Source organism: Microbaculum marinum (assembly GCF_037855135.1).
Classification (GTDB): domain Bacteria; phylum Pseudomonadota; class Alphaproteobacteria; order Rhizobiales; family Tepidamorphaceae; genus Microbaculum; species Microbaculum marinum.
Genome location: NZ_JAZHOF010000001.1, coordinates 32822 through 50573, shown reverse-complemented (window position 1 = coordinate 50573; position 17752 = coordinate 32822). Strand labels below are relative to the sequence as shown.

The window sequence follows — 17752 nt, the reverse complement described above, 5'->3', positions numbered from 1 at the left end:
CGAGGACCTCATATGGCGACCGAAATCCGCGTACCGACCCTTGGCGAATCCGTCACCGAGGCGACGGTCGGGCAATGGTTCAAGAAGGCTGGCGATTCGGTCGCTCAGGACGAGCCGCTCGTAGAACTGGAAACCGACAAGGTGACCGTCGAGGTGCCCGCTCCGTCCGCCGGCACGTTGTCGGAGATCCTGGTGGAGGAAGGCGAGACCGTGGAGGTCGGCGCGCTGCTGGCCCAGTTCAGCGCAGGTGAGGGCGCCTCCGCGGCAAAGGCCGATGCGCCCAAGGCGGAAGAAAAGCCCGCCGAGGCGCCGAAGGCCGAGGAGCCGGCCAAATCCGAGGATGCTCCCAGGGCCGAGGCCGGGCCGTCAACGGATGGCAAGGGATCGGACATGCCGCCCTCCCCTGCCGCCGGCAAGATGCTGGCCGAGAAGGGCATTTCGGCCGATCAGGTCCAAGGCTCCGGCAAGCGCGGACAGGTGTTGAAGGAGGACGTGCTCAAGGCGCTGGAAAGCGGCATCACCGCCCCGGTGACGCCGAGCCAGGACAAGCCCGCCGCGGTGCGCGCGCCGTCGGCGCCGGACGATGCCTCTCGCGAGGAGCGGGTGCGCATGACCCGGCTGCGCCAGACCATCGCCCGCCGCCTGAAGGACGCCCAGGACACGGCCGCGATGCTGACGACGTTCAACGACGTCGACATGGGCGCGGTGATGGACCTGAGGAAGGAATACAAGGAGCTGTTCGAGAAGAAGCACGGGGTCCGCCTCGGCTTCATGGGCTTCTTCGTCAAGGCGGTGATTCAGGCGCTGAAGGAGGTTCCGGCGGTCAACGCCGAAATCGACGGGACCGACATCGTCTACAAGAACTACTACCACATCGGGGTCGCCGTCGGCACCGACAAGGGCCTCGTCGTGCCGGTCGTGCGCGACGCCGACCAGATGGGCCTGGCCGGCATCGAGAAGACCATCAACGACTTCGGCAAGCGCGCCCGCGACGGCAAGCTCGGCATCGAGGACATGCAGGGCGGCACCTTCACCATCTCCAACGGCGGCGTCTACGGCTCCCTCCTGTCGACGCCGATCCTCAATGCTCCGCAGCCCGGCATCCTGGGCATGCACCGCATCGAGGAGCGCCCGGTCGCCCGCAACGGCCAGGTGGTGATCCGCCCGATGATGTACCTGGCACTCTCCTACGACCACCGCATCGTCGACGGCAAGGAAGCCGTCACCTTCCTGGTGCGCGTCAAGGAATCGATCGAGGACCCGCAGAGGCTGGTGCTGGATCTCTAGCAGCCACCGGAGCGCGACAGTGTCTCCCGAATTCCTCGTCACCGCGCTGATCGTCGTGCTGATCCCCGGCACCGGCGTCGTCTACACGGTGGCGACCGGACTGACCGCGGGCCGCAGGGAGAGCATCGCTGCGGCGTTCGGCTGCACGCTCGGCATCGTGCCGGCGGTGCTGGCCTCCGTCCTCGGCCTGTCGGCGATCCTGCACACCAGCGCGCTGCTGTTCCAGGCGCTGAAGTTCGCCGGCGTCGCCTATCTGCTCTATCTCGCCTGGCAGACGTTGCGCGAAAGCGGCCCGCTGAAGATCGGCGACAGGCCGGCGGTACCGCGCAGCTACCTTGCCATCGCGCGCACCGGCTGCCTGATCAACGTGTTGAACCCCAAGCTCTCGGTCTTCTTCCTCGCCTTCCTGCCGCAGTTCATCAGTGTCGACGCCGGCTCGCCGACCGCCCAGATGCTGACGCTCGGCGGCGTCTTCATGGCGATGACATTCGTGGTTTTCGTCGGCTACGGCGCCTTCGCCGCCCTGATCGGCGAGAAGATCCTGAAGAGCGCCAGGGCAATGACCTGGATGCGCCGCACGGTCGCCGCCGCATTCGCCGGTTTCGGACTGAGGCTCGCCTTCGCCGGCAGGTGATGCTAGGCAGGCGCCTACCGCAATCGTACCCGTCCGGTGGAGCGCAGACCTTGAACAGGCCGCGCCGCGGGTCACATCGAGATTGAGAGGCAGCGAAATGGCATCCTACGACCTCGTCGTCATCGGTTCCGGACCGGCCGGCTACGTCTGCGCGATCCGCGCGGCGCAGCTCGGCATGAAGGTCGCCTGCGTCGAGAAGCGCGCGACCTACGGCGGCACCTGCCTCAACATCGGCTGCATTCCCTCCAAGGCCCTGCTCTATGCCTCGGAGATGTTCGAGGAGGCCGGTCACGGGCTGGAAGCCCTCGGCGTCAAGGTGAATGCCCCCAAGCTCGATCTGAAGGCAATGATGGGCCACAAGGACTCGACGGTTAAGTCGAACGTCGACGGTGTCGCCTTCTTGTTTAAGAAGAACAAGATCGACGGCATCCAGGGCACCGCGCGGGTCGTGGCACCGGGCAAGGTCGAGGTGACGCCCGAGGAGGGCGATGCGCAGACGCTGGAGACGAAGAACATCGTCATCGCCACCGGCTCCGACGTTGCCCGCCTCAAGGGCATCGAGATCGACGAGAAGCGCATCGTCAGTTCGACCGGGGCGCTCGATCTCTCCAAGGTGCCGGAAAAGCTGCTGGTGGTCGGTGCCGGCGTCATCGGCCTCGAGCTCGGCTCGGTCTGGGCGCGGCTCGGCTCGCAGGTCACCGTCGTGGAATACCTCGACCGCATCCTGCCCGGCATGGACGGTGAGGTCGCAAAGCAGTTCCAGCGCATCCTCAAGAAGCAGGGCTTCGACTTCAAGCTCGGCTCGAAGGTCACCTCGATCGATTCCTCCGGCAAGATGCTGAAGGTCTCCGTCGAGCCGGCCAAGGGCGGCGACGCCGAGGAGCTGGAGGCCGACGTGGTGCTCGTCGCCATCGGCCGGGTCGCCTATACCGAGGCCCTCGGCCTGAAGGAGGCCGGCGTCGAGCTCGACGAGCGCGGCCGCGTCAACATCGACGCCCGCTACAAGACCAATGTCGACGGGATCTACGCCGTCGGCGACGTGGTCAAGGGTCCGATGCTCGCTCACAAGGGCGAGGACGAGGGCATGGCGGTCGCCGAAATCATCGCCGGCCAGGCGGGTCACGTGAACTACGATGCGATCCCCTCGGTGGTGTACACCAGCCCGGAAGTCGCCTCGGTTGGCAGGACCGAGGAGGAGCTGAAGGAGGCCGGCATCGAGTACAACGTCGGCAAGTTCCCGTTCTCGGCCAACGGCCGGGCGCGCGCCATGAACAAGACCGACGGCTTCGTGAAGATCCTAGCCGACAAGAAGACCGACCGCGTCCTCGGCGCCCATATCGTGGGGCCGGTCGCCGGCGAACTGATCGCCGAGCTGACCGTGCTGATCGAGTTCGGCGGCTCGTCGGAGGATCTCGCCCGCACCTGCCATGCGCACCCGACCCTGTCGGAAGCCGTCCGCGAGGCCGCGCTGGGAGTCGAGAAGCGCTCGATTCACATCTGATCTGGGAAACGGGGTCTTCCGCTCACAGGGAGCGCCGGCCGCCCAGGGTGAACCAGCCGACCCCGCCGATCACCAGCGCCGCTCCGATCATGTCGCGCACGCTCAGCATCTCGCCCAGGACGAGGAAGGCGAGCAGGATGGAGGCGACCGGCGCCAGCATGCCGATGGTCGAGTTGGCCTGCGCGGTGATCTGCTGCAGGGCGGCGTTGATCAGGAACGTCGGAAATATCGTCGAGACCACGGCCAGCAGGATCGTGTAGATCCACGCCTCCCGCGTGATCGATAGTGCCGAGATCGGATCGACGATCAGGAACTGCCCGATCGCCAGGATCGAGACCGCGACCATCGTCACGCAGGTGAACAGCCGCGCGCCCATCCGGCCGATCACCTCCTTGGCGAACAGCATGTAGAGCGCGAAGGTCACCGCGGCGGCGAGCACGAAAGCGGCGCCCAGGATCATCTTGCCGTCGGCCGAGCCGAGGCGGCCGGAAAAGATCACCCCGATGCCGATATAGGCGACCGCGAAGGCGATGACGGCGCGGATCTGGACGGGAAACCGGAAGATGAGAGCGCCGAAGATCACCACGAATAGCGGATATGTCATCAGGATCAGCACGTTGAACTGCGCCGGGATGAGGCTGAGGCCGGCGAAGTCGAGATACATCGCCACCCAGTAGCCGAGCGCGCCGACCACGACGGCCTTGATGAGCAGGCCGGCCGCCGGCAGCCCTTCTCCGCGCCTGCGCCGGTCGTGCAGCGACAACGCGCCGATCGCCAGGTAGACCGGGAGCGCCAGCATCATGCGCAGCGCCAGCAGCGGTTCCACCCCCATGCCCTCGGCGTAGGCCAGCTTGATGAAGATCGCCTTGGAGGAGAACGTCAGGGCCCCGAGCACCGCGAACGTGTAGCCGAGTGCCAGGTTTCCGGGGCCGCCGGCCGATCCCGGGTCCTGCTTCAAGACGACCGGCACCTCGGGCGCGGCCGGCGCCACCGGTACGGCGCTCCTGTCAGCCTCGGGCCGATCTCTGCCGGGCGAAGTGGAGGTCATGCAAGCGCGGTAGCACGCCGCCGGCAAGCGAGCCAGCCCGACCGACGCAGACCTCCCATACCGTCCTATCCGGTACGGGCGTCGTTGCGGACCGACATCCGCTGGACGCGCCGGCTCGGCACCGGCTCGCCGGCAAGCGAGGGCACCAGCACGCGCGAGCGCCTGGCTTCCTTCGCCGGGATTGCCGAATAGAGCTGCTTGGTGGCTTCGACGAAGAGCATGCCGGGCGGCATCGCCTTGATCACCGTGCCCACGCGCTCCCAAGCGGCCGCCGAGCGGATCATGAATCGCCCGCGAAACGGCGGAACCCACAGCGCCTCGCCCCAGGCGTTCGGGGTGAACAGCGCGTCGCGCAGCAGCCGCACGAGCTGCGAGCGGCTGAACGGCCGACCGTGGCCGAACGGCGTATGCTCGAAGCGTGCCCACAGGCCGCGCCGGTTCGGAACGATGACGGCCAGCCGGCCGCCGGGCGCCAGTACCCGCCAGCACTCGCGCAGCAGTTCGCGCGGCTGCTCGGACATCTCCAGGCAATGCACCAGAAGCAGGCGATCCACCGTGCCATCGCCGAGCGGCAGATTGGCTTCGCCCACCAGCGTCGCCGCCGATGGCCCATCGCTCGGCCAGTTCACGACCCCCTGAGCGGCCGGCATGAAGGCGAGCGTGCGTTCGGCCTCTTCGCGGAATATCCCGAGATAGGGGCCGGCATAGCCCAGACCGACGACCGACATGTCGGAGAGATCCGGCCACAGGCCGCGCAGCCGGCGCACCAGAAGACGCCGGGCCACCTGGCCGAGGCCTGAGCCGTAAAAGCCCCTCAGATCGACAACATCGACGAACATCGCCCGGTCCGTTCCGGTTTGATCAGCTCACGGCCCGGCCGCCACATCGCAGGTGGCCGCTGGCACCCGGGAATGATAGGTAACCTGGAACCAGTCGATAAGCCCCCATTCGCCCTCTGTCTGTCGCGGCGCGGGCGCAAAGCCAGGAGGATCGTCATGCAAGGCCTCGAGATCCGGTTGTTTCCCTGCCTCAGTGACAATTACGGCGTCCTGATCCACGACTCGCAGTCGAACCTGACCGCCTCGATCGATGCGCCGGAGGAGGAGGCGGTCGAGACGGCGCTCCAGGAGAACGGCTGGACGCTGACCCATATTCTCGTCACCCATCACCACGCAGACCATACGCAGGGCATTGCCGGGCTGAAGGCCAAATACGGCTGCACCGTCGTCGGCCCGCGCGCCGAGGCCGACAAGATACCCGGCATCGACGAATCGCTGGGAGAAGGCGACACCTACGCGTTCGGCCGTTTCGAGGCGAAGATCTTCGACACGCCCGGCCACACCAGTGGCCACATTTCGTGGTGGTTTCCGGAGCCTAGCGTCGTGTTCGCCGGCGACACCCTGTTCGCGCTCGGCTGCGGGCGGGTGTTCGAGGGCTCCATGGAGGAGATGTGGACTTCGCTGGAAAAGCTCGGCCGCCTGCCGCGCGAGACGCTTCTCTACTGCGGCCATGAATACACCCAGGCGAACGCGAAGTTTGCGTTGACGATCGAGCCCGACAACATCCACCTGCAGGCCAGGGCCGGCGAGATCGACCGCAAGCGGGCGAACGGCGAGCCGACGATCCCCTCGTCGATCGGCGCGGAACTCCAGTCCAACCCCTTCCTGCGGGCCGACCGCGACGAGGTGAAGATGGCAGTCGGCATGCCCAACGCTTCCGCCGCCGACGTCTTCGCGGAGATCCGCGGCCGCAAGGACCGGTTCTGAGGGATCGCGCGATGACGGCACCGCTGACGCCCGAGAGGATCATCGAGATCCTGGGCATGAAGCCTCACCCGGAGGGCGGCTTCTTCGTCGAAACGTACCGTGACACGCCGCAGGACGGCGGCCGGGCCCATTCGACCGGCATCTACTTTCTGCTGCGCAGGGGCGACTTCAGCCACTGGCACCGCGTCGACGCCAGCGAGATGTGGCACTGGTACGCCGGCGCCCCTCTGGCGCTGTACATCAGCGAAGACGCGAGCAGCACCACCACCCGCCGCCTGGGCAATGATCTCCTGGCCGGAGACTGCCCGCAGGCGGTGGTGCCGCGGCACGCCTGGCAGGCGGCCGAAAGCCTCGGCGACTGGACGCTGATCGGGTGCACCGTCGCCCCGGGGTTCGAGTTCGAGGGTTTCGAACTCGCCCCGGAGGACTGGAAGCCGGAGGACTGGAAGCCGGGGGCCGGCTAGAGCATCGTCACCTTGCCGGAGGACAGCTCGTACATCGCGCCGACGATCTTCAGCTTGCCCCCGGCAATGGCGTCCGAGAGGATCTGGCTGCCGGTCGACAGCGACTCCACCGAGTTCAGGACGTTCTGCTTGGTGGCTTCGAGCAGCAGGTCGTCGGGGCTCTTCTCCTTGGCGGTGACCACGGCCGGCTTGATCGACTCGACGAGCTGCGGCAGGTGACCGGGCAGGACGGTGCCGTCCCTGACCACGCCGATCGCTCCGTCGATGGCGCCGCAGCTGGTGTGGCCGAGCACCATGATCAGCGGCATGCCGAGGACGGCGTGCCCGAACTCCATGCTGGCGAGCCCGTCGGTGTTCACCGTGTTGCCGGCGACGCGCACGACGAACAGGTCCCCCAGACCCTCGTCGAACACGATCTCCGGTGCCACGCGCGAATCCGCGCAGCTCAGGATGCCCGCGACCGGGTGCTGGCCCTGGGCGCGTGCGGCCCGGCCGGCGGCGAAGTCCTGCGCGTTCGGCGTGTTGGCGACGTAGCGCGCATTCCCGTCCATGATCCGTTTGAGCGCGTCGTCAGGCGAGATCGCGTTCTGCTGGGCGAAGGCGGGTCGCATGCCCATCGACGCCAGTCCCGCCGCGGCGCCGAGCGCTGCAGCCCCAAACACGAATCCTCGCCGTGAAAAGCCCGTGTGTGAGGGATCGCTGCAAGTGTCGCACATGTTCTGTTGCCTCATGATCTCGGGTTTATTCTTTGCGGGATCACTCTACTTGAAGTCTGCCGTCGCGACCCCTTTTTATTCCCGCTTGGTTACTGAGCCGCGTCAATCCTTTTTTGCGGGCTCAGCATGTCCCTGGCGGCGAACGCGGCGCCTCCGGTGATCAGCACGCAGGCGGCGGCGACCACCCAGGTCGCCTCGGCATAGCCGGCAAGGATCAGCACGATGGTCGACAGCAGCGGCGCCGCGTAGGAGGTGGCGCCGAGCACCTGGATGTCGCCGTGCTTGACGCCGTAGTCCCAGACGTAGAATGCCGCCCCGACCGGCATCAGGCCGAGCGCCAGAACCGCCAGCCATTCGGTCGTGGTCTGCGGCCAAACGGTCGTCTCCAGCGCCACGTGCGCCACGGCCGACAGCAGCGCGGTAATCAGGCAGAACCCGGTGACGACGTCGGTCGGCACGGCGCTGAACCGCCTCGACAGCACCGAGTAGCTCGACCAGATGACGGCGCAGGCGAACGCCGCGGCATAACCGAGCGCGTATGCGTCCCGGAACACGAAGCCGCGGCCGCCGGTGACGATCAGCGCCGCGCCGGCGAGCCCGAGCAGGCCGCCGATGACGTGGTGGGGCTTCAGCTTTTCGCCGGGCAGCAGGGCCGAGAAGAGCACGATCAGCAGCGGCCACAGGTAGGCGATCAGCCCCGCTTCGACCGCCGGCGCGTTCCGGAGCGCCGTGAAATAGAAGAAGTGGTAGCCGAACAGGCCGCCGACGCCCAGCGCCCACACCGACGCCGGCTGACGCAGGCTCGCACGCGCGGTGGGAACGACCGCCCAGCGCGTCGCCCCGATCAGGCCGCCGACCAGGAAGCACATGGCCGCCAGCTGGAACGGTGGCACCTCGCCGCTGGCGGCTGTGAACAGCGCCAGTAGCGCCCACATCAGGACGGCCGTGAAGCCGATCAGCGTGGCGCGCAACCGCGTCCTGCGGCCGGCTGGCGTGAGGAGGGGTGGGGTCATGGCCGCGCCGCTTGCCACAGCGGCGCCGCCGGCGCAACGGATTGTTTGGCCGTGCCCGGACCGCAGTCCGGTGCGCGGGCTGTCAGCACATGTACTGGCCGCCGTTCGCCGTCAGCGTCGAGCCGGTGATGTAGCCGGACTCGTCGGCTGCCAGGAAGACGACGCAGCGGCCGATCTCCTCCGGCTCGCCGAGTCGGGCGACGGGAATCCCGGCGACGATGCTGTCCAGCACCTTCTCCGGCACCGCGCGCACCATGTCGGTCCCGATGTAGCCGGGGCATATCGCGTTCACCGTGATGCCCTTGCGAGCGTTCTCCTGCGCCAGCGCCTTGGTGAAGCCGATGTCGCCGGCCTTCGCGGCGGAATAGTTGGTCTGCCCCTTCTGACCCTTCTGGCCATTGATGGACGAGATGTTGATGATGCGCCCGAAGCCGCGCTCGCGCATGCCTTCGATGACCGGGCGGCACATGTTGAACAACGACCCGAGATTGGTGTCGATCACCGCCTTCCACTGCTCGACGGTCATCTTGTGGAACATTGTGTCGCGGGTGATGCCGGCGTTGTTGACGAGCACCTCGACCGGGCCGAGATCGGCCTCGACTTTGGCGATCCCCTCCGCGCACGCGTCATAGTCGGACACGTCCCACTTGTAGACCGGGATGCCGGTCTCCTCGCTGAACTTGGCCGCCACCTCGTCGTTGCCGGCGTAGTTCGCCGCGACGCTGTAGCCGGCGTCCTTCAGGCACTTGCTGATCGATGCGCCGATGCCGCGCGTTCCCCCGGTAACCAGTGCAACTCGAGCCACGTCGATTCCCTCCCTGGTGCAGTGCGTTGCGCGGGACCTGCCAAACCCCGCGCGCTGTCGTTCAAGTCCGTCTTGCCTGCGGTTCCGCCAATCACCGCTCGACGCACATGGCGATGCCCATGCCGCCGCCGATGCACAGGGTGGCGAGGCCCTTCTTGGCGTCGCGCTTCTGCATCTCGAACAGCAGCGTGTTGAGGACGCGGGCGCCGGAGGCGCCGATCGGATGGCCGATGGCGATGGCGCCGCCGTTGACGTTGACGATCTCCGGGTTCCAGCCGAGGTCCTTGTTGACGGCGCAGGCCTGCGCGGCGAATGCCTCGTTGGCCTCGACGAGATCGAGTTCGTCGACCTTCCAGCCGGCTTTCTCGAGCGCCTTGCGGCTGGCCGGGATCGGGCCGGAGCCCATGATAGCCGGATCGACGCCGACGCTCGCCCACGAGACCATCCGCGCCATCGGCGTGATGCCGCGCTTCTTCGCCTCTTCGGCGGTCATCAGCACCACCGCGGCGGCGCCGTCGTTTATGCCGCTGGCGTTGCCCGCCGTGACAGTGCCCTCCTTGTCGAAGGCGGGGCGCAGACCGGAGATCGAGTCGAGCGTCACGCCCTCGCGGATGTATTCGTCCTGGTCGACGACCGTGTCGCCCTTGCGGCCCTTGATGGTGACGGGAACGATCTCGTCCTGGAACCTGCCGGCCTTCCTGGCGGCCTCGGCCTTGTTCTGCGAGGCGACCGCGAAGCTGTCCTGCTGGTCGCGGGTGATCTGCCACTGCTTGGCGACGTTCTCGGCGGTGTTGCCCATGTGGTAGCCGTTGAAGGCGTCCCACAGGCCGTCCTTGATCATCGTGTCGATCATCTTGTAGTCGCCCATCTTAACGCCGTTGCGCAGGTGGCCGGCGTGCGGCGCCTGGCTCATCGACTCCTGTCCGCCCGCGACGACGATGGCGGCCGAGCCGTCTGCGATCTGCTGCATGCCCAGCGCGACCGCCCGCAGGCCGGAGCCGCACAGCTGGTTCATGCCCCAGGCCGGCGTCTCGACGGGAATGCCGGCGCCGATCGAGGCCTGGCGGGCCGGATTCTGTCCGGCAGCGGCCGTCAGGATCTGGCCCATGATGACTTCGCCGACATCCTCGGGCGCCACGCCGGCGCGCTCCAGCGCCGCCTGGATGGCCACGGTGCCGAGATAGGAAGCCGGCACGCTGGACAGCGAGCCGTTGAACGAACCGACCGGCGTGCGGGCGGCACTGGCGATGACGATTTCGGAGCTCATGGGTTCAAAACCTCCTGTTCCGGCAAGCCGCCGGTGTTGATTTTCCGGGCGTTCGCGGCCCCCTGGCGGGCACGCGACCCTGTCGGCCCCGAGTCGGGTGCACCCGGTTGTATGCCATATATGGCGAGTTGGCGACGATCCGAGTGCCGCATCGCACCTTGTTTGCTGCATTGCATTGCGGCGAGTCAATTCAGCTCCCGCCGCAACGCCGAAAAACGGTGGCCGTAGGGATCAAAACTCCCTATCGTTGAAGAGGTCAGGTCCCTGAGGGCTGATACTGGGGGGAGCCGTTACATTCGGCATTGCACAATATGACGAGCGACAAGAAGCCCACCGTAATCAAGAAATATGCGAACCGGCGTCTCTACAATACGGGCACCAGCACGTATGTGACGCTCGACGATCTCGCGGAGATGGTGAAGGCCGAAGACGATTTCGTCGTCATCGATGCCAAGAGCGGAGACGACATAACGCGCTCGGTCCTGACCCAGATCATCTTCGACCAGGAGAACCGGGGCCCGAACTTGCTGCCGATCAACTTCCTGCGTCAGCTCATCCGCTTCTACGGCGACAGCATGCAGAACCTGGTGCCGAGCTACCTCGACTTCTCGATGAGTTCCCTGACCCGCGACCAGGAGAAGTTCCGCGAGCAGATGGCGAAGACCATCGGTGCGACCGCTATCGGCGCGATGGAGGACCAGGTTCGCCGCAACATGCAGATGTTCGAGAAAGCCTTCCGCATGTTCTCGCCGTTTGCCGGCGATACCGGAGAGCAGACGTCCGGCCGTGCCGCGCCAGAGCAGAAACAGGCCGACGCCGATCCGGAGCTCGAATCGCTCAAGAAGCAACTTACCGACGTGCAGGAGCGTCTCGACAGGATCTCGCGCAAGCGCTGAGCGTCACCGCTTCTTCGACTGGCGTGCACTTCCTCGCGGCGAGGCAATGGGCGCGCCGAACAGGTTCCCCTGAAGGTAGTCGACGCCGAGATCCCTGAGGATCTGCGCTTGCTGCTCGTTGGCGACGCGCTCCGCCACGGTCACCAGACCGATCCGTCGGGCCAGCGACACCAGCGTCGTAACGAAGTAGCGGTCGTCTTCGTTTTCGGAAATGCGCTCGACGAAGGTACCGTCGATCTTGACGATATCCACGCCAAGACCGCGCAGATTCCGGAAGGAGGTATGGCCGGTGCCGAAGTCGTCGATGGCGACGCGGCAGCCGAGCCCGCGCACCGCCTGCACGAATGCGATGGCCCTGTCGAGGTCGTGGATCGCCACTGTCTCGGTGATCTCGACGATCAGCCGGCGGCACACGCTCGAGCGGTCGCGAAGGAGCTTGGTGATCCGTGTCAGCCACGAGCCTGCCAGGACGCTGGAGGCCGAAACGTTGACCGACAGCGACAGGTCGGGATTGGCGATCAGTTCGGTGACTGCGAGATCGAGCGAGCTGAAGTCGACCAGGCGGACAATGCCCAGCCGCTCCGCCGTACCGATGAAGTCCGATGCCGTGAGCTGCGTGCCGTCGTCGAGAGTGAGCCTGCTCAGCGCCTCGTGGAAGCAGATACCGCTGTCGCGGGACGATACGACCGGCTGAAACGCCAGCGAAGTGCGACCGTTCCTGAGTGCCGCCACGACCCGGGAGGTGCTTGCCGCCTTGCCCGTCCGCGCGGCCGCGCCCGCCGTGGATGGTCCATACACGGCAATCCCGGCGATGCCGCGCCCGCGTGCCATGTGGAGAGCCTCCTGGGCGTTCGTCAGCGCTTCATCCTTGTTGCGGCCGTGCCGTGGCAGGACGACGCCACCCACCGATATCGTGACCGCGACCGGTCCAGACCGGGTAACGATCGGGGTCGCCGAAACGGTACGTACGAAGCGGCGCGAAGCGGTTCTCAGATCCCCTTCCGTGCAACGGCCCAGGACGATACCGACCCTGTTGCCCGCAAGCCGGCCAATCGAATCGCCCGCGCGCATTTCCGCACCGATACGCGCCGAAACTTCGGCGATGACGTCGTCGGCGATATCGAATCCGTACGCATTGTTGAGCACGGCGAGTTCGTCGACCGCGACGACCGCGAAGGCCATGCTGGTCCGATATCTGATCGACGACTTTATCGCCGTTCCGAGTTCCTCGATAAGCCGGACACGGTTCAGACCGCCGGTCAGGTCATCGGACTCGCTTTGCTGTATCAGGCGCTCGTCGCGGGCCCGGCGCTCCGTGATCGCGCGCATCAGCCCGTGCGCCCGTGCAGGGCGGCCTTCGGGTCCCGCGTACCAGCGTCCGCAGTCTTCGACCCAGAGCGCGGGCTTGTCCGGCGATCCTGCGACGAGACGGTATTCAAGGTGATACCCGACCCCTTTCCCGTCATCGGAGGAGCCGTCCTTCAGGATCACCTCGCTGCGGCCAGGTGGACCGTTCCCGTCCACCTGTGCTGCAAACCCGCCGCCTGTCGAAAGGGTCTCAGCGGGAACCTTCAGGATCTCTTCCGCGGCCCCGCCCCAGCTCAATTCGTCGGACAGGATATTCCAGTCGTAGACGACGACACCGGCCGCCGCGAGTACGTCCAGCACCCTCGCCACTCGCGTGACGTCAGGTCGCCACGGCTCGCTTGGTTCGCCTGCGCGAACGGATCCGGCCAATAGAATACCCTTCCAGCCCCGGTACTTCGGCTGCTCCGTTGCAGCGGAATAGCTGGCGAATGCTATAGTGTCTCACCTTAAAGAAAAGCCAACGTACTATAGCTACTATAGTCGTAGGATCCGGTTCGTGGTTAACGACCGGCCACCGCTCGGATCTCCCGACACTCCGGACAAGATGCGGGCGCCAGAGCGGGGCCGCAGACGTCGCTAATAGCCGATCGCACAGCCGTCCTTGCGCGGATCAGACCCGCCGATCAATACGCCGCGGTCGCGGTCGATATAGATCATCTGGCCGCCGCCGATCGGCATCTGCCGTCGCGCGACCTGATGGCCGCGTTCGGCAAGTCCCGCCGCCGTTGCCTCCGCGATCCCGTGCTCCAGCATCGTGAGAGGCCCTTCTATGAAGACGCGCGGCGCATCGATCGCAGCCTGGGGATCCATGCCGAAATCGACGAGATTGCTGACCACGTGGGCGTGGCCGCAGGCCTGATACTGGCCGCCCATAACCCCGAAGACGGCGGTCGGGAGGCCGTCCCGCGCCAAGAGGCCCGGAATCAGCGTGTGCATCGGCCGCTTCCGCGGCCCGACCCGGTTCGGGTGGCCCGGCGTCGTGACGAAGCCGGTTCCGCGATTCTGCAGCAGCACGCCGCTCTTCGTGCCGGCGATCGCCGAACCGAACGAGTAGAACAGTGAGTTGATGAACGACACCGCCATACCGTTGCCGTCGACGACGCACAGGTAGACCGTGTCGGTGGCGTCGCGCGGATCGATGTTGCCGGGATCGGCCATTCGCCGCTGCGGGTCTATCCGCGCCGCAAGCGCGTCGATATGGGCCGGCTCCAGCAACATCCCGGCCGGGAACTCTGCGCTGGCCGGATCGCACAGGAAACGGTCACGGCTGGCGTAGGCAAGCCGCGCCGCCTCGATCTCCAGGTGCAGGCGCTCGGGGCCGGCAGGATCGAGGCCGGAAAGCGGAAACCGGTCCAGGATTGCCAGCATCATCAGCGCGATGATCCCCTGCCCGCTCGGCGGCAATTCTCCCACCGAGATGTCGCGGTAGCCCGACAGCAGCGGGTCGACCCAGGACGCCTCGACGGCCGTCAGGTCATCGGGCGTCATGCAGCCGCCGTGGCTTGCAATCGCTGCTACGAGATCCTCGGCGATCGCGCCTCCGTAGAAGGCGGAGGGCCCGTCCGCGGCGATTGCCCGCATCGTCGCGGCGAGGGCGGGATAGGCCATCACGTCGCCGACCGAGGGCACCGAGCCGTCCTTCCGCAGGTAGTGTCGTCGGGCCCCCGCGTCGGCCTTCAGCCTGTCGACCTCGCCAGCCCAGTCCAGCGCAACGCGCGGAGCGACCGGCACGCCGCGCTCGGCAAGGTCGATTGCCGGCGCCAGGGCCCGGTCGAGGCCGATCGTGCCGAACCGGTCCATCAGCCGGGACCACGCATCGACTGCGCCGGGCACCGTGACCGAGTATCCATGCTCGGCCGTCATCTCGTCCAGGCCGGCCTCCGCAACCCGCTCCGGAGTCAACGCGGCCGGCGACCGGCCCGAGCCGTTTAGTCCGTGCAGGGTTCCGTCCGGTTCGGCGACGATGGCGAAGCAGTCGCCACCGAGCGAGGTCATCTGCGGTTCGGCGACCGGCAGGACGGCCGCTGCGGTGATCGCTGCGTCGACGGCGTTGCCGCCGTGCCGCAACACGTCGAGCGCCGCCGAGGCGGCCAGCGGATGGGAGGCGGCGACAAGGCCGCCGGTCGCATAGACCGCCGAGCGGCCGGGCATCTGGAAGTCGCGGATCATGGAGAGGCGTCGTTCCGGTTGGTTGGTCCAGTCTCAGCCGCCGTTCTGCGGCCCGACGGTAAAGTCGCGCCGGGCACCGCGAATCGTGATCGAGAAGCCGGCCACGACGTCGACGAAGGCGATCGCCGTCATCAGGAAGAAGGTCGATGTCGCGGCTTGCGCGACGATCAGAAACTCGACGACGCAACCGACGAAGACGAGGGTCGACAACAGGTGGTCCACGATCGACCCCGCGCCGGTATAGGTCGCCTTGAGCACCTCGATGAACAGAATGAGCAGCGACACCAGGATGAACACGTCGCCGGCGCTCAGCGAGAACGTCGACCCCGACATCATCTGCGCGCTGAAGACGGGGCCCTGCCAGTCGACGCCGCCGAACAGGAAGACCAGGACATTGTAGCCGATCAGCGGCAAGATCATCAGCGGTACGCCGTACATCCGGATTCCTCCTGTTCGAATCGCACCGTCCTGAAGCCGATCTTGCAGCCCCGGCGGCGGCGTGCAAAGCCTTCCCAACGCAAAAGAGGCCGGCACAAGGCCGACCCCGTCATTTTCACGACAATCCTTGGCGGGCGTTCACGCCCTCCGGAGCGTCCCGGGCAACCGAGGCTACTCGGCCTCCTTGGGCTCCAGCACCTTGCGTCCGCGATACATGCCCGACTTCAGGTCGATGTGGTGCGGACGGCGCAGTTCGCCGGAATCCTTGTCCTCGACGTAGGTCGGAGCCTTCAGCGCATCGGCGGAACGCCGGTGCCCGCGCTTCATCGGCGTGGTCTTTCTCTTCGGTACTGCCATCGTCTTTCTCCTGAAACTGACTGCCGCGCTTCGCCGGTCGTCTGGTGACGCATTCGCTCCACTGACGATCCGGGGCGCGAATGCGCCCTTCGGCAACCGCGGCTGTGTAGCGGAATTCGGGAGGCTTATAGCGCCACTTCGGTCGGAACGGAAGCCCGCTGTTGCCGGGTGTCACAGCCCCATCGAGTCAGCCGGCCGACCGGATGCACTGGACATAGGCGCCGGCCTGCCGGGTGCGGCCCTCGATGATCTGCGCGTAGCGGCTTGTCTGCGGACCTGGCCGGGACGCATTGCGCAGGTGGGGATTGGGCAGGATCGCCGCAAGCCGCGCCGCCTGCTGCAGCGTCAGCTTCGCCGCGGACGTATCGAACCAGTACCGTGCGGCGGCCTCGGCGCCGAAGATGCCGGGTCCCCACTCGACGATATTGAGGTAGATCTCGATCGTACGCCGCTTCGTCCACACCGCCGTCTGGTAATATGCCAGCGGCACCTCCAGCGCCTTGCGGACGTAGCTGCGCGAGGGCCACAGGAACAGGTTCTTGGCGACCTGCATGGTGATGGTGCTGGCGCCGCGCGAGGCATCGGTTTCAATCACTTCCTTGACCGCCCCCCAGTCCACGCCGCCGTGCTCGCAGAACCGACCGTCCTCGCCCATGATCACCGCGTAGGCGAGGTTCGGCGCGATCTCCTCCAGCGGAACCCAGTCGCGCTCCACCGCCACGCCCGTCACCCTCTGCCAGAGTTCGAGCGTCGAGACCGGCGGGGGCACGACGGCATAGAGCGGCACCAGGACGACCGGCAGTGCGACCAGCACGACCACCACGGCGACGAGGATGCGAAACAGGCGTCCGGCGAGCGAACGTTTTCGCGCGCGCCTGTCGCCTTGCTTCTGTCCGGATGTCTTGCCGCCGGAGGCGGTACTGGGTGCCATCGCTACGCAATAGCGTCAGCGCCGTTTCGTCGCAATGCATGCCGCAACGTCGTTGCGGTTGTCAGGGCGCGCGGCCTCGTCCAGATTCCTCCGCGACAGAAGGACCGTTCCTGAAGACCGGGGTGACGCCTGTCCGCAAGCGGTCCCGATCGGGGGTAAAGTCGTGCAGGAATTCGAATTGCAGTTGGCGGAGACGGCCGGGCGGATCGAGCCGGCGCTGGCGGCGCTGCTTGGCCGGAGCGGGTCCGGCGAATGCGAAGCCGGTCGTTTGCAGGAGGCGATGTGCCACGCCGTGCTCGGCGGCGGCAAGCGCCTGCGCCCGTTCGTCGTGATCGCCGCGGCCGACCTGTTCGGCGTGCCGGAGGAAGCCGCGATGCGGACCGCCTGCGCACTCGAACTTCTGCACTGCTACAGCCTCGTCCACGACGACCTGCCCGCGATGGACGACGACGACCTTCGCCGCGGGCAGCCAACCGTCCACCGCGCCTTCGACGAGGCGACCGCGATCCTCGCGGGCGACAGCCTGCTGACGCTGGCCTTCGAGATCGTCGCCGATCCCCGCACGCATGGCGACGGGGAGGTGCGCGCCGGGCTCGCACTCGAGCTCGCGCGCGCGGGCGGACGCACGGGCATGGCCGGAGGCCAGATGCGCGATCTCGCAGCCGAGGGCCGCTTCACGGCGTCTGGCCGGCCGTTGCGGCTGTCGGAGCAGGATGTCACGGCGCTGCAGGACATGAAGACCGGAGCCCTGTTCCAGTTTGCCGCCGTCGCCGGGCCGATCCTTGCGCGCGCCGGCAGCGAGGATCGCGACCGCATGGCCCGCTACGGCGCCGCGCTCGGCCGCGCCTTCCAGATTGCTGACGACCTGCTCGACGAGGAAGCGGACGCCTCCGAGCTCGGCAAGGCTGCCGGCAAGGACCGGGCGGCGGGAAAGGCGACGCTGCCGGCGGTGATCGGTATCGAGGCCGCCCGCGATCGGTTGGCCGGAGCCGTCGCCGAGGCGCATGCGGCACTGGAGGTATACGGCGAAAGAGCTGCGCTGCTCGGCGCGGCCGCGCGATTCGCCGCGGCGCGGCGGAAGTAGCTGGCCAC

Annotated in this window: 18 protein-coding genes; 7 read left to right on the top strand and 11 right to left on the bottom strand. The window is 67.0% G+C overall.

Annotated features, from left to right (window positions below):
* The first annotated feature begins 12 nt into the window (after positions 1-12).
* The 3 genes from odhB to lpdA all read left to right on the top strand — a co-directional run bounded on the left by odhB (position 13) and on the right by lpdA (position 3422).
* Positions 13-1287, top strand: coding sequence for a 2-oxoglutarate dehydrogenase complex dihydrolipoyllysine-residue succinyltransferase (gene odhB / locus V3328_RS00235; RefSeq protein ID WP_340327625.1), 1275 nt, complete (start codon positions 13-15; stop codon positions 1285-1287).
* A gap of 19 nt (positions 1288-1306) precedes the next feature.
* The gene (locus V3328_RS00230; RefSeq protein ID WP_340327624.1) at positions 1307-1921 is read left to right on the top strand and encodes a LysE family translocator; all 615 of its coding nucleotides are present in this window, start codon (positions 1307-1309) and stop codon (positions 1919-1921) included.
* A gap of 97 nt (positions 1922-2018) precedes the next feature.
* Positions 2019-3422, top strand: coding sequence for a dihydrolipoyl dehydrogenase (gene lpdA, locus V3328_RS00225; RefSeq protein WP_340327623.1), 1404 nt, complete (start codon positions 2019-2021; stop codon positions 3420-3422).
* 22 nt (positions 3423-3444) lie between these two features.
* On the opposite strand, the gene V3328_RS00220 is transcribed toward lpdA, so the two are convergent.
* Positions 3445-4413 (bottom strand): DMT family transporter, encoded by a 969-nt coding sequence (locus tag V3328_RS00220; protein ID WP_340327622.1) that lies wholly within the window; start codon positions 4411-4413, stop codon positions 3445-3447.
* A gap of 122 nt (positions 4414-4535) precedes the next feature.
* Positions 4536-5309 (bottom strand): methyltransferase domain-containing protein, encoded by a 774-nt coding sequence (locus V3328_RS00215; RefSeq protein ID WP_340327621.1) that lies wholly within the window; start codon positions 5307-5309, stop codon positions 4536-4538.
* 156 nt (positions 5310-5465) lie between these two features.
* On the opposite strand from V3328_RS00215, the gene gloB reads away from it, so the two are divergent.
* Both gloB and V3328_RS00205 read left to right on the top strand, forming a co-directional pair.
* On the top strand, positions 5466-6236 hold the full coding sequence (gloB, locus tag V3328_RS00210; protein WP_340327620.1) for a hydroxyacylglutathione hydrolase: 771 nt from the start codon (positions 5466-5468) through the stop codon (positions 6234-6236).
* Positions 6237-6247: 11 nt separating this feature from the next.
* Positions 6248-6700 carry a cupin domain-containing protein gene (locus V3328_RS00205; RefSeq protein ID WP_340327619.1) on the top strand — a complete coding sequence of 151 codons (453 nt, stop codon included), beginning with the start codon at positions 6248-6250 and terminating at the stop codon, positions 6698-6700.
* Here the strand turns inward: V3328_RS00205 and V3328_RS00200 are convergent.
* From V3328_RS00200 to V3328_RS00185, 4 genes are all read right to left on the bottom strand, one after another.
* Positions 6697-7362 carry a carbonic anhydrase gene (locus V3328_RS00200; protein ID WP_340327618.1) on the bottom strand — a complete coding sequence of 222 codons (666 nt, stop codon included), beginning with the start codon at positions 7360-7362 and terminating at the stop codon, positions 6697-6699. The two genes, V3328_RS00205 and V3328_RS00200, sit on opposite strands and share 4 nt — an antisense overlap.
* Positions 7363-7505: 143 nt before the next feature.
* Complete coding sequence (yddG, locus tag V3328_RS00195; protein ID WP_340327617.1) at positions 7506-8429, bottom strand: aromatic amino acid exporter YddG; 924 nt, start codon at positions 8427-8429, stop codon at positions 7506-7508.
* An 82-nt stretch (positions 8430-8511) separates the two neighbouring features.
* Positions 8512-9234: a beta-ketoacyl-ACP reductase gene (gene phbB / locus V3328_RS00190; RefSeq protein ID WP_340327616.1), complete on the bottom strand. Its 723-nt coding sequence runs from the start codon at positions 9232-9234 to the stop codon at positions 8512-8514.
* A 91-nt stretch (positions 9235-9325) separates the two neighbouring features.
* Entirely contained in the window at positions 9326-10501 is a 1176-nt protein-coding gene (locus V3328_RS00185; RefSeq protein ID WP_340327615.1) for an acetyl-CoA C-acetyltransferase, read from the bottom strand.
* Positions 10502-10812: 311 nt separating this feature from the next.
* Between V3328_RS00185 and phaR the strand changes: the two genes are divergently transcribed.
* Positions 10813-11397 carry a polyhydroxyalkanoate synthesis repressor PhaR gene (phaR, locus tag V3328_RS00180; RefSeq protein ID WP_340327614.1) on the top strand — a complete coding sequence of 195 codons (585 nt, stop codon included), beginning with the start codon at positions 10813-10815 and terminating at the stop codon, positions 11395-11397.
* A gap of 3 nt (positions 11398-11400) precedes the next feature.
* On the opposite strand, the gene V3328_RS00175 is transcribed toward phaR, so the two are convergent.
* From V3328_RS00175 to mtgA, 5 genes are all read right to left on the bottom strand, one after another.
* Positions 11401-13065, bottom strand: a complete 1665-nt coding sequence (locus V3328_RS00175) for an EAL domain-containing protein (RefSeq protein WP_340327613.1) — start codon at positions 13063-13065, stop codon at positions 11401-11403.
* Between the two features lie 276 nt (positions 13066-13341).
* The gene (locus tag V3328_RS00170) at positions 13342-14934 is read right to left on the bottom strand and encodes a gamma-glutamyltransferase family protein (RefSeq protein ID WP_340327612.1); all 1593 of its coding nucleotides are present in this window, start codon (positions 14932-14934) and stop codon (positions 13342-13344) included.
* 33 nt (positions 14935-14967) lie between these two features.
* On the bottom strand, positions 14968-15372 hold the full coding sequence (locus V3328_RS00165; protein ID WP_340327611.1) for a hypothetical protein: 405 nt from the start codon (positions 15370-15372) through the stop codon (positions 14968-14970).
* Positions 15373-15543: 171 nt separating this feature from the next.
* Positions 15544-15729, bottom strand: a complete 186-nt coding sequence (rpmF, locus tag V3328_RS00160; protein WP_340327610.1) for a 50S ribosomal protein L32 — start codon at positions 15727-15729, stop codon at positions 15544-15546.
* A gap of 187 nt (positions 15730-15916) precedes the next feature.
* Entirely contained in the window at positions 15917-16660 is a 744-nt protein-coding gene (gene mtgA, locus V3328_RS00155; RefSeq protein ID WP_340327609.1) for a monofunctional biosynthetic peptidoglycan transglycosylase, read from the bottom strand.
* Between the two features lie 163 nt (positions 16661-16823).
* Between mtgA and V3328_RS00150 the strand changes: the two genes are divergently transcribed.
* Positions 16824-17744: a polyprenyl synthetase family protein gene (locus V3328_RS00150; protein WP_340327608.1), complete on the top strand. Its 921-nt coding sequence runs from the start codon at positions 16824-16826 to the stop codon at positions 17742-17744.
* The last annotated feature ends 8 nt before the right edge of the window (positions 17745-17752 follow it).